Here is an 11,785-nt window from a genome sequence, read left to right as displayed (position 1 = left end):
CTCACTGGTGGTCGAGCGCGCGGCGCAGACGCTCGAGTCGTGCCGGCTGGCGCTCGCGGACGATCCGTTCGCCGACGAGGCGGTCCGACTTCAGATGCGAGCGTTCGTGTCGCTCGGCCGACGCACCGAGGCGCGTCGGCGGTTCGATGCCTACGCCGAGTTCCTGCGTCGCGAGCTCGACGCCGAGCCCGACACCGAGACCGTTGCACTCGCCCGCCAGCTTCTCTCTGAGGCATGATGCGCCGGTGATGAACTCCTTCGATCCACCCCGAGCCTGCGGAGAGTGCTCGTGAACGACCTGCTGCGTCCGCTGCTCCTCGAGAACTCATCGAAGATCGTGCTGCTGGTGCTCGACGGGCTCGGCGACCTGCCGCACCCCGCGCACGGCGGACGCACTCCGCTCGAAGCGGCGCGCACACCGAACCTGGACGCGCTCGCGCCCGCCGCCTCGCAGGGGCGCCTGGTGCCGGTCGCACCCGGCATCACACCCGGCAGTGGCCCGGGACATCTCGGCCTGTTCGGCTACGACCCGATCACGACTGTGGTCGGACGCGGTGTGCTCGAAGCGCTCGGCGCCGGCATCGCACTCGCGCCGGGCGACGTCGCGGCGCGCGCGAACTTCTGCACCGTCGACGGCGCGGGAGTCGTGACCGATCGACGCGCGGGCCGCATCGACACCGAGGTGTGCGCGCGCCTGGTCGCCAGGCTCGCGGCCGAGGTCGGTCGCATCGAGGATGTCGAGATCCTGCTGCAGGCGGGGAAGGGCCATCGCTTCGTCGCGGTGTTGCGAGGCCCCGGTCTCGGCGGTGACGTCAGCGATGCCGATCCGCACAAGGAAGGGAAGCCGATCCCGGCGGCGCGCGCGCTCGTCGCGGGCGCTGCAAACGACAAGACCGCGCGGATCGTGAACGCTTTCGCAAAGCGCGCGGCGGAAGTGCTGCGCGCCGAGTCGCCCGCGAATGCGGCGTTGATGCGCGGGTTGTCGGCGCGCCCTCATCTAGAGGGCTACCGCGAGCGCTTCGGCCTGCGCGCCGCGGCGATCGCCGCCTATCCGATGTATCGCGGCGTCGCGGAGCTTGCGGGCATGGAGCGCTTCGTGCCGAACGGCGAGGGTGGCGCCGAGGCATTCGCGCTCGCCAGTCAGCAGTGGTCCGCGTTCGATTTCTTCTTCATTCACATCAAAGGCACCGACATGGCGGGTGAGGACGGAAACTTCGACGCCAAGGTGAAGGTGATCGAGCAGACCGACGCGGCGCTGCCGCAACTGCTCGCGCTCGCGCCCGACGTTTTGTGCGTCACGGGTGACCACTCGACTCCGGTCCCGATGAAGGCGCATTCGTGGCACCCGATCCCGTGCCTGGTACATGGCGGGCTCGCGTTCGCCGACGGATATCCCCGCTTCAACGAGAAGGCGGCGCGGGCGGGGACGATCGGGACCCTTGCCAGCAAGGACCTGATGGCGGTACTCCTTGCCCACGCCGGGCGGCTCGACAAGTACGGAGCCTGACATGCCCATTCGCTTCAGCCCGCTTCCGGCGGCCGGATTGACGGTTGCCATCGCTCTTTTCACTGCCGCTTCGGCGTTTGCGCAGCCCAACCCACCACTCGGTTCCTCGGTGTTCGCGTTCCCGGGGTGGTATTCGGAGGCGGCTTCCGGTGTCTCGGCCGGGCGCTCGCTCGCTGATCGGTGGCTCGGCTCCGATCCCGCGACCAATCCTGCGATCTCCTCATCGCGCTGGGGCGTCGAACTGACTCCCGTGCTGTTGCACTCGAGCCGCCAGGATCTGCGCGCCGCGAATACCGACTTCGACGAGACCAGCGCCTTCTTCGATCTGTCGGGACTCACGCTGAGCGGTCCGCTCTGGAAGGTCGGCGGACAACACCTCGATCTCGCGCTCTATGCGCATCGCGCCCTGGCGCGCTCCGAGAACAACGCGTTCGTGACCGGTCGCAATCTGGACCCGACGGCACTCAACTCGACGATCGCGAGCGAGACCGCGGCGCGCGAGAACCTGGCCGGTGCAGGCCTCGCGTTCGGACCCGCCTCGCTGCGGCTCGGTGTCGCCGGCGAGTGGGTGATGCGAGACGATGAGTACACGCTCGAGGTCGAGTCGGGTGATCCTTCGAGCGGCATTCGCATCACGTCCTTCGATGGGACGAGCTTCGCGGTGCGAGGTGGTGTGAAGGTGGCGAGCGGAACGCCGGGCCCCGGGCACTGGGACGCCGGCGCGAGCGTTCGCTACGCGAGTGCGCTCGAAGTCGAGGGGACCGAGCACGTCGAGCTGATCACCGGGACCGGTGACACGGAGGTGCGAGCCGAACGCGCGGCAGGCTACGAGTACGGCGGTTCGGTCGCCTGGCAGGGAACCGAAGTCCTAAAACTGTTCGCGGGTGCCGGCGGACGCGGCGAGCGCGAGTGGGAGGGCTTCGGCGTGGTCGAGGGCAGCGCATTCGAATGGGCGGTGGCGCTCGAGTACCACGACGCGGCCGATCCCTGGACCGCACGGTTCGGTGGCGGCGCCGATCGCCAGTCGGACGCGGCCGAGGATCGCGCCACGCGGCTCGCGCTCGGGCTCGGCTGGACGCTCGGTGAGCGGCAGTCGCTCGAGTTCGGCGTGCTGCGCCGCGTGGTCCACCGCGGCGATGCGCCGAACTCGTTTGACGATCGTGTCATGGTGTCGATCCGGGTCGGGTATTGAGGCCGCAGCACCTCTGCTACACTGCCGGCCGATTTCGCGATCCGGTCGCAGTTCTCGTTCGCGGCACCAGGCGAGAGTGGCGGAATTGGCAGACGCGCCGGATTTAGGTTCCGGTGGGGAAACTCTTGGGGGTTCGAGTCCCCCCTCTCGCACCACGTTTGCACCGCCCATTCAACCCCAGGGAGACGAGCCCGCATCATGAACGTTTCGGTCCGCGCCGGCACGCCGTGGCAGCACATTCTCGACATTCAGATTCCTGCCGACGAGGTCGAGTCACGCCTCGACGAGGTGGCGCGCGAAGTCCAGCGGCGTGCGGTGCTGCCCGGCTTCCGCCGTGGCAAGGTGCCGCTCCATCTGGTCCGCCAGAACTTCGCCGACTCGATCGAACAGCGCTTCTTCGAGACCACGCTGCCCGCCGTCACCTCCGAGGCGGTGCGCGAGTCGAAGCTCAATCCGGTGGTGCCGCCGCTGGTGCGCGAGCTGCGCTTCCAGCCGGGCGAGCCGCTGTCGTTCGAGGCGGTGGTCGACGTCAAACCGGAACTCGAGGCGCGTGACTGGAAGAAGCTGCCGCTCACGCGGCGCTCCAGGCCGATCGACGCCGCGGCGGTCGCTCAGGTGATGGATCGGCTGCGCGAGGAGTCGGCGGTGTTCGTCGACGTCGACCGCGTCGCGGCGCGTGGGGATCTGGTGCTGGCGGACTCGGTGCGCCTCGACGTCAACGGACGCCCGATGGGCCACACCCGCGCCAAAGGCATCCGGCTCGAGATCGGAGCCCCCGGAATGCTGCCGGAACTCGAGAGCGGGCTGATCGGCGCCCGGTCCGGCGACGCTAGGACGATCGCGGTCAGCTACCCCGAAGACCATCAGGCCGAGGAGCTTCGCGGCCGCACCTGGAGCTACCAGGTCAGGGTCCGAAAGATCCAGGACAAGAAACTCCGCGAACTGGACGATACTTTTGCACGGGACGTGTTCAAGCTCTCCTCAGTCGAGGAGTTGAAGGAGCGCGTCCGAATCAACCTGGAAGCCGAAGAGCAGAGCCGGACGCAGCGGGAGCTGGACGCCGCGGCGACGGACGAGCTGGTGCGGCGCAACGCACTCGAGCTGCCGGAACGCCTGGTGGCGTTCATGCTCGATCGAGTGGTGCGCGAGGCGGCGCAGGGCCGGGAGGTCCCGGACCACCTCGCGGCCGAGATGTCGGGTCGCTATCGTCCCGGCGTCGAGCGCTCGTTGCGGCGCGAGCTGATTCTGGACGCGATCGCGCGTCAGGAGCAGCTCTCGGTGAGTGACGAAGAAATCGCGGCCGAGATCGATCGCATCGCGGCCGCCGATCCACGTCAGGCGGCGCGCGTACGTGCCCGCTATGCGGATGCGGAGCGGCGGCGTACGCTCGGCGAAACGTTGACCGAGCGGAAAGCGATGGGGCTCGTGATCGAGTCCGCTGAAGTTCGAGACGAAGTGATGAGCGACGAGCCGATGGTGGTGCCAGCGGCACGATGAGTCCCCGGTGACGGGGCAAAAAAGGAGCAGGGAAGCATGGGTCTCGTACCGATCGTCGTCGAGCAGACCGGGCGCGGAGAACGCGCCTACGACATCTACTCGCGGCTCCTCAAGGACCGCATCATCTTCATCGGCACCGGGATCGACGACCAGGTCGCGAACCTGGTGGTCGCTCAGATGATCTTCCTCGAGGCCGAGGATCCGGAGCGCGACATCAATCTCTACATCCATAGCCCCGGCGGCAGCGTCACCGCGGGCCTCGCGATCTACGACACCATGCAGTTCGTGAAGCCGGACGTCGCCACGCTGTGCATGGGACAGGCGGCCAGCATGGGCGCGGTCCTGCTCGCCGGCGGCGCCAAGGGCAAGCGCTCGGTGCTCCCGAACTCGCGCATCATGATCCACCAGCCGTGGGGCGGCACCCAGGGCCAGGTGACCGACATCGAGATCTACACCAAGGAAGTGAAGACGATGAAGGACCTCCTGAACGGAATCCTGTCGAAGCACTGCGGCCGGACCGTCGAGCAGGTCGAGCGGGAGACCGATCGCAACAACTTCATGTCGGCGGATGAAGCGAAGACGTACGGGCTCGTCGACGAGATCATCTCGAAGCGCAAGTAGGCGGGGGTGTCATGAAGAAGCGCATCGCAACTCCACATCCGATTCGCTGCTCGTTCTGCGGCCGTGGCCAGGACGAGGTCGCGCGGCTGGTGTCGGGGCCGTCGGTCTACATCTGCAGCGAGTGCGTGAAGTTGTGCAACGACATCCTCGAGGGCGAGATCGAGCGCGAGCAGCCGTCGGCCACCGGCCAGCTGCCGAAGCCGGCCGAGATCAAGAAGATCCTCGACGACTACGTGGTCGGTCAGAACCGCGCCAAGAAGACGCTCGCGGTCGCGGTCTACAACCACTACAAGCGCATCTACTCGCCGCCCGGCACGGGCGGTGACGTGGAACTCGAGAAGTCGAACATCCTGCTGATCGGACCGACCGGCACCGGCAAGACGCTGCTCGCCCGCACGCTGGCGCGCTTCCTCAAGGTGCCGTTCGCGATCGTGGATGCCACCAGCCTGACCGAAGCCGGCTACGTCGGCGAGGATGTCGAGAACATCCTGGTGCGGCTGCTGCAGTCGGCGGACTTCAATCTGGTCAATGCCGAGCACGGCATCGTCTACATCGACGAGATCGACAAGATCTCGCGCAAGAGCGAGAACCCCAGCATCACCCGCGACGTCTCGGGCGAAGGCGTGCAGCAGGCGCTGCTCAAGATCCTCGAAGGCACGATCGCAAACGTGCCGCCGCAGGGCGGACGCAAGCACCCGCAGCAGAAGTACATCGAGGTGAACACCAAGGACATCCTGTTCATCTGCGGTGGCGCGTTCGAGGGTCTCGACAAGATCGTCGAGCGGCGCGTGGGCGAAAAGGTGCTGGGCTTCGGCGCCGAGATCAAGACCAAGAAAGAGAAGAACGTCGGTCAGCTGATGGCGCTGATCGAGCCCGAGGATCTGCTGCGCTACGGACTGATCCCCGAGCTGGTCGGCCGTCTGCCGGTGGTCGGAGTGCTCGAGTCGCTCGACGAGAACGCGCTGGTCACGATCCTGACCGAGCCCAAGAATGCGATCACCAAGCAGTACCAGAAGTTCTTCGAACTCGAGGGCGTGAAGCTCGACTTCACCGAGGACGCCCTGCGTGCGATCGCCCAGCAGGCGATCCTGCGTGGCACCGGCGCACGAGGACTGCGTGCCGTGATCGAGGATTCGATGCTCGACGTGATGTACGACATCCCGTCGCGCTCCGACGTGATCGGATGCACGATCTCGCGCGAATGCATCATCGGTGGCGCGCCGCCGCTGCTGACGTTCCGCGGCGAGCGCGAGAAGCGTCGTAAGGAGGCGTAAACCGCACGCGACGCGCGTTTCCCCTGTGCTAGGGTGGCCCGAGTGAACTTGTGGTGGCGCGAGGCGCCCCGCACCTCACCCGGGCCGTCGCTTTCAAGGGACGCGTCGGCGGGCGAATCCGATTCGGCCGAATCCAGGAGATGAATTGACCCGAGCCAAGCAGAAGCCGAAGCGCGCCGCGAAGTCGCCGGCAGCGAAATCACGCGTCGCCACGGTGGCCGCGCCGAAGCGTTCCGCGCCGCCGCCGCCCGCCGAGCGAACCGCGCGCGTCGAGCGCCGCTCGTCCAAGATTGCCGCATCGCGTCGCGGAGCGGCCAAGGCCGTGAGCGCCTCTCAGACGCCCATCAAGCTCGTGTCGGCGCGAAGCGGAGCACCGAAGTCCGCGAGTCCGAAGCGGTCGTCGGCGAAGCGTGCCGCGGCCGAGGGACCCGCGCGGTTGCTCAGCGTGACGCGCGGCGACGAACGCTTCGAGTTCCGCGATCGGCTGCCGCTGCTGCCGCTGCGAGACGTCGTGGTGTTCCCGTACATGACCGTGCCGCTGCTGGTGGGGCGTGCGCCGTCGGTGCACGCGATCGAGCGCGCGGCTTCCCGCGACAAGATCTTGTTCGTGACCGCGCAGAAGCGCAGCGAAGTCACCGATCCCTCGCACGAGGAGCTCTACCGCATCGGTACCGTGGTGCGGCTGCTGCAGCTCTTCCGGCTTCCGGACGGCACGCTGCGCGTGCTGGTCGAGGGGTTGTGCCGCGCACGCGCCGAGCGCTTCCAGTGGTCGCGCGATGCGTACGTGGTGCGCCTCGAACCGCTGCCGGATCCGGTCGCCGCGAGCGCCGAGGGCGAAGCGCTCATGCGAACGGTCGCGCACCAGTTCGGCGACTACGTGCATCTGCACCGCCGCATTCCGGACGAGGTACTGAACAGCGCGAGCGGCATCACCGACCCGATCACGCTCGGCCACACGGTTTCGGCGCAGCTGCTGGTCAAGGTGCCGATCAAGCAGCAGCTGCTCGAGGCCGAGACGCCGGTCGAGCGCCTGCGGATGCTGGGGCAGACGCTCGCGAGCGAGCTCGAGATCTTGAAGCTCGAGCGCAAGATCGAAGGCCAGGTGCGTTCGCAGGTCCACAAGAATCAGAAAGAGTTCTATCTCAACGAGCAGCTGAAGGCGATCCGCAAGGAGCTCGGCCACCAGAACGAGTTCGCGAGCGAACTCGACGAGCTGGGCACTGCGATCAAGCGCGCGCGCATGCCGCGCGAGGTGCAGGCCAAGGCGATCAAGGAACTCGATCGCCTGAGCAAGATGAGCTTCATGTCGCCCGAGGCGACGGTGGTGCGAAACTACGTCGACTGGCTGGTGTCGCTGCCGTGGTCCAAGACCACGCGCGATCACGCCGACGTCTCGGCGGTCGAGCGCATCCTGGACGAGGACCACTACGGACTTCGCAAGGTCAAGGACCGCATCGTCGAGTATCTCGCGGTGCTGCAGCTCACCGGTCGGCTGCGCGGCCCGATCCTGTGCTTCGTCGGTCCGCCCGGCGTCGGCAAGACCTCGCTCGGGCGTTCGATCGCGCGGGCGCTGGGCCGCAAGTTCGTGCGCATGGCGCTCGGCGGCGTACGCGACGAAGCCGAGATCCGTGGCCATCGCCGCACCTACATCGGCTCGATGCCGGGACGTGTGGTGCAGAGCCTCAAGCGTGCCGGCTCGCGCAATCCGGTGTTCCTGCTCGACGAGATCGACAAGCTCGGCGCCGACTTCCGCGGCGATCCGGCCTCGGCGCTGCTCGAGGTGCTCGATCCGGAACAGAACCACACCTTCAACGATCACTACCTCGAGGTTGACTTCGATCTGTCGCAGGTGATGTTCCTGTGCACGGCGAACTCGATTTCGGGCATCCCGCTGGCGCTCGCCGATCGCATGGAGATCATTCGGCTGCCGGGATATCTCGAGCACGAGAAGGTCGCGATCGCACGCGACTTCCTGCTGCCCAAGCAGCGCGAAGCGGCGGGACTGGCCGAGCGCGACGTGAAGCTGCCGGTCGAGACGCTGCAGGCGATCGCGAACGGCTGGACGCGCGAGGCCGGAGTGCGAAGCTTCGAACGCGAACTCGCGGCGATCTGTCGCAAGGTGGCGCGCAAGCGCGCGGCCGGCGAAGCGAAGCGCGGCATCACGGTGACGCCCGATCAACTCACGCGCTACCTGGGACCGGTTCGCTACCTGGATTCGAAGATCGAGCAGCGTTCGCGCATCGGGGTCGCCAACGGCCTCGCGTGGACGGACACCGGCGGCGACGTGCTCACGATCGAGGTCAGCGTGGTGCCCGGCAAGGGTGAGCTGCTGCTGACCGGCAAGCTGGGCGAAGTGATGCGCGAGTCGGGACAGGCGGCCATGTCCTACCTGCGTTCGCGCGCCAAAGTGCTGGGACTCGAGAAGTGGTTCTATCGCGAACTCGACATCCACGTGCACGTGCCGGAAGGGGCGATGCCCAAGGATGGCCCGTCGGCCGGAATCACCATGGCGACGGCCCTGGTCTCGGCGCTGACCGGGATTGCGACGCGGCCCGAGGTCGGAATGACCGGCGAGATCACGCTGCGCGGAACCGTGCTTCCGATCGGCGGATTGGCCGAGAAGTCGGTGGCCGCACGCCGGGCCGGGCTCACCACCGTGCTGATCCCGCTCGCCAACGCGAAGGACCTGGAAGAGATCGCGCCCGAGATCCGGCGCGAGGTCGAGTTCGTGACGGTTGAGAGCATGGATGATGTGCTGATGCGAGCGCTCGAACGCTCGCCGCTGGTGGCATCGAACGAGACCGAGCCCGCGCCGGCCGTTGTCACGCCGGCTCCGCCCGCGACCCCTGCAGCCGGCGATGCTCCGCCGGTCGCGCACTAGCCATGGCGACCACACCGATCAAGGTCCGCCTGTTCACACCCGGCCCGGTCGAAATCCCGGCGCGCGTGCTGCGCGCGCTTTCGCAGGTACCGCCGCATCATCGCACCGAGGGCTATCGAACCACCCAGCGACTGGTGATCGAGGAACTGCGCACGCTCCATCGCACCCGCGGTGAGGTGTTTCTGTTCGCGGCCTCGGGAAGCGGTGCGATGGAAGCTGCGGTCGTCAACGTGATGGCGCCCGGTCAGCGCGCGCTCGCGATCGGCGGCGGCAAGTTCGGTGAGCGCTGGGCGTCGATCCTGTCGGCCTTTGCAGTTGCGCACGAGCTGCTGCCGGTCGAGTGGGGACAGAGCGTCGATCCGAACCGTCTCGATGCGGTGCTGGCCGCGGACGCTTCGCTCGCGGTGGTGTTCGCGACTCACAGCGAGACTTCGACCGCCGCGTTGCACGACCTTCAGCAGATTGCGACCGTGGTCAAAGCGCGCGGACGCCGACTGGTGATCGACGCGGTGACGAGCCTCGGCGTCCACGCGCTCGAGCAGGACGCGTGGGGCATCGACGTGGTGGTGTGCGGCTCGCAGAAGGGGCTCATGATCCCGCCCGGCATCGGCACCGTGAGCCTGAGTCCTGCCGCCGCCGATCTGATCGAAGGCGATCGGTTGCCGCGCTTCTACTGGGACCTCCGTCGCGCGCGCAAGAGTGCGGCACAGGGCGATACGTCGTTCACGCCGCCGGTCAGTCTGGTGCTCGCGCTCCAGGAGGCGCTCGCGATGATTCGCGAAGAAGGCCTCGAGCAGGTCTGGGACCGCCATCGTCGCGTGGCGGTCGCGATCCGCGACGGCGCGAAGGCACACGGCTGGTCGCTGTTCGCGGCGCATCCGGCGCACGGCGTGACCGCGCTGGTTCCGCCCGCGGGCGTCAATGCCTCGGACGTGGTCAAGCGACTGCGCGACGTGCACGGCATCGTGGTCGCGAACGGACAGGATCGCCTGAAAGGCCAGATGATCCGGGTCGGACACATGGGGCACTACGATCTCGGCGACGCCGCGGTGGTGCTCAACGCGATCGGCGAGTGCACTCGCGCGCTCGCGAGCGCCGTCCCCGCACGCGCATGAGGATCGTGGTCTCGGATCCTCTCGATGCCGCTGCACTGGCGCGCCTGAGTGCTTCCGGCCACGAAGTCGTCGAACGTCACGGGCTGCAGGGCGCCGAACTCGCGCAGGCGCTCGACGGAGCGGTGGCGCTGCTGGTGCGAGGTGGCACCCGGGTGACGGCGCAGGTGTTGGGCGGCGCGCCGTCGCTGCGCGTGGTGGTGCGAGCCGGCACCGGACTCGACAATGTCGATGCCGAAGCCGCGCAGCTTCACGGCATCCGGGTGCTCAACACGCCGGGCGCCAATCGCGTCGCAGTCGCGGAGCTGGTGTTCGGCCTGCTGATCGCCTACGAGCGACACCTCGCCGACGCGATCGCGAGTGCTCGCGCCGGCCACTGGGAGAAGGCGCGTTTCGCCGGCCGCGAGATCGCGGGACGCCGACTCGGGCTGCTGGGATTCGGACGCATCGGCCGCGAAGTCGCCGTGCGCGCGCGCGCGTTCGACTTGTCGGTCGCGGCATACGATCCGCTGCTCGAATCGTGGCCCCAGGGTTTCGAGTGGGTGCATCGCCTGCCGCTCGACGAACTGCTCGCTTCGAGCGACGTGGTGTCGCTGCATCTGCCGCTCGCTCCCGGAACGCGCGGTGCGATCGGCGCGCGCGAGCTGGGCCTCATGAAGAAAGACGCCGTGCTCGTGAACGCATCGCGCGGCGGCATCGTCGACGAGGAAGCGCTCTACGACACGCTCGTCAACGGGCGACTGCGCGGGGCGCTGCTGGACGTCTTCGCAGTCGAGCCTCCGGGCGAGCACGCGTTGCTCACGCTCCCGAACGTGATGGCAACGCCTCATCTCGGCGCCTCGACGCAGGAGTCGCAGCGTCGTGCCGGTGACGAGGCGGTCGAGGTGCTGCTCGAAGCACTCGGCGAACTCGCGCCTCGCGGGTGATGGAGCAGGAGCGGCTCGACGCGGACGCGATGATTCGCGCGCTCGGGCTCGTGCCGCTGCCGCGCGAGGGCGGCTGGTACCGCGAGACCCATCGATCGAGTGAGCGCGTGGCCGCCGCCGCGTTGCCGGCTCGATTCCAGCACGAGCGCAGCTTCGCGACCGCGATCCACTACCTGCTCACGCCGGAAACCTGCTCTCGGGTGCATCGACTGCCGGCCGACGAACTGTATTTCTTTCACGACGGTGATCCGGTGCGCGTGCTGCTGCTTCACCCCGACGGCAGTGATGAGGAAGTCGTGCTCGGCACCGCACTCGATCGCGGCCAGCGCACGCAGTGCGTGGTGCCGGCCGGAAGCTGGCAGGGGAGCGTGCTCGAACCCGGCGGTGCCTGGGGATTGCTGGGTGTGGTGGTCACGCCCGGATTCGAGTTCGCCGACTACGAGGAGCCCGCAGATCCCGCCGCGCTGCTCGAGCGTCATCCCGCGCGGCGCGCGCTGATCGAGCGCCTGATGCTGCCGCAGTCGTAGCAAGTCACTCCTGCGCGACGCAGGCGGGCGATGTCGGCGCGGCGAGCCGTCGCCGTCACGCCTCGTGCGACAGGCTCTCGGAGTCGCGCGCACCGGCATCATGCAGAACTGCTCGCCGTTGGCGCGCTCTGGCGCCGGCAATTCGGTGCGAGATGAGTCAGCGCCCGCCGAACTCGCTCCTCGAGTGACGCCTCGGGGATGGCGTCGCAGCACGCGGCCCCGCGACGCGCCTCTTCCGCGCGAAACCC

The 11,785-nt window shown here is 68.0% G+C and carries 10 protein-coding genes and 1 tRNA gene; all 11 read left to right on the top strand.

Going from position 1 to position 11,785, the window contains the following annotated elements:
• Positions 1-238 (top strand): hypothetical protein (locus tag HOP12_00275; protein NOT32586.1); only part of this gene is annotated, 238 nt, incomplete at its 5' end.
• Positions 239-283: 45 nt separating this feature from the next.
• Positions 284-1,507 carry a 2,3-bisphosphoglycerate-independent phosphoglycerate mutase gene (locus HOP12_00270; protein NOT32585.1) on the top strand — a complete coding sequence of 408 codons (1,224 nt, stop codon included), beginning with the start codon at positions 284-286 and terminating at the stop codon, positions 1,505-1,507.
• Position 1,508: 1 nt separating this feature from the next.
• Positions 1,509-2,699, top strand: coding sequence for a hypothetical protein (locus HOP12_00265; protein NOT32584.1), 1,191 nt, complete (start codon positions 1,509-1,511; stop codon positions 2,697-2,699).
• A 70-nt stretch (positions 2,700-2,769) separates the two neighbouring features.
• Positions 2,770-2,854 (top strand) — tRNA-Leu (locus HOP12_00260).
• A gap of 43 nt (positions 2,855-2,897) precedes the next feature.
• A complete protein-coding gene (tig, locus tag HOP12_00255; protein NOT32583.1) occupies positions 2,898-4,196 on the top strand; it encodes a trigger factor in 1,299 nt (432 codons plus the stop codon).
• A 36-nt stretch (positions 4,197-4,232) separates the two neighbouring features.
• The gene (gene clpP / locus HOP12_00250; protein ID NOT32582.1) at positions 4,233-4,817 is read left to right on the top strand and encodes an ATP-dependent Clp endopeptidase proteolytic subunit ClpP; all 585 of its coding nucleotides are present in this window, start codon (positions 4,233-4,235) and stop codon (positions 4,815-4,817) included.
• A gap of 11 nt (positions 4,818-4,828) precedes the next feature.
• Positions 4,829-6,091: an ATP-dependent Clp protease ATP-binding subunit ClpX gene (gene clpX / locus HOP12_00245; GenBank protein NOT32581.1), complete on the top strand. Its 1,263-nt coding sequence runs from the start codon at positions 4,829-4,831 to the stop codon at positions 6,089-6,091.
• Positions 6,092-6,434: 343 nt separating this feature from the next.
• Complete coding sequence (gene lon, locus HOP12_00240) at positions 6,435-8,972, top strand: endopeptidase La (protein NOT32580.1); 2,538 nt, start codon at positions 6,435-6,437, stop codon at positions 8,970-8,972.
• 2 nt (positions 8,973-8,974) lie between these two features.
• Entirely contained in the window at positions 8,975-10,087 is a 1,113-nt protein-coding gene (locus HOP12_00235; protein NOT32579.1) for an alanine--glyoxylate aminotransferase family protein, read from the top strand.
• Between the two features lie 5 nt (positions 10,088-10,092).
• Positions 10,093-11,010 (top strand): hydroxyacid dehydrogenase, encoded by a 918-nt coding sequence (locus HOP12_00230; GenBank protein ID NOT32578.1) that lies wholly within the window; start codon positions 10,093-10,095, stop codon positions 11,008-11,010.
• 29 nt (positions 11,011-11,039) lie between these two features.
• The gene (locus HOP12_00225; GenBank protein ID NOT32577.1) at positions 11,040-11,537 is read left to right on the top strand and encodes a cupin domain-containing protein; all 498 of its coding nucleotides are present in this window, start codon (positions 11,040-11,042) and stop codon (positions 11,535-11,537) included.
• The last annotated feature ends 248 nt before the right edge of the window (positions 11,538-11,785 follow it).

This window comes from Candidatus Eisenbacteria bacterium, assembly GCA_013140805.1.
Lineage (GTDB): Bacteria > Eisenbacteria > RBG-16-71-46 > RBG-16-71-46 > RBG-16-71-46 > JABFRW01.
Note: the sequence above shows the minus strand (reverse complement) of the source record. Positions and strands in the feature narration are given on the sequence as shown.

What these genes read in the sequence shown, in the direction of transcription:
- HOP12_00265 (NOT32584.1), top strand. Translation starts at nt 1,509, where the DNA reads ATGCCCATTCGCTTCAGCCCGCTTCCGGCGGCCGGATTGACGGTTGCC.
- tig (NOT32583.1), top strand. Translation starts at nt 2,898, where the DNA reads ATGAACGTTTCGGTCCGCGCCGGCACGCCGTGGCAGCACATTCTCGAC.
- clpP (NOT32582.1), top strand. Translation starts at nt 4,233, where the DNA reads ATGGGTCTCGTACCGATCGTCGTCGAGCAGACCGGGCGCGGAGAACGC.
- clpX (NOT32581.1), top strand. Translation starts at nt 4,829, where the DNA reads ATGAAGAAGCGCATCGCAACTCCACATCCGATTCGCTGCTCGTTCTGC.
- HOP12_00235 (NOT32579.1), top strand. Translation starts at nt 8,975, where the DNA reads ATGGCGACCACACCGATCAAGGTCCGCCTGTTCACACCCGGCCCGGTC.
- HOP12_00225 (NOT32577.1), top strand. Translation starts at nt 11,040, where the DNA reads ATGATTCGCGCGCTCGGGCTCGTGCCGCTGCCGCGCGAGGGCGGCTGG.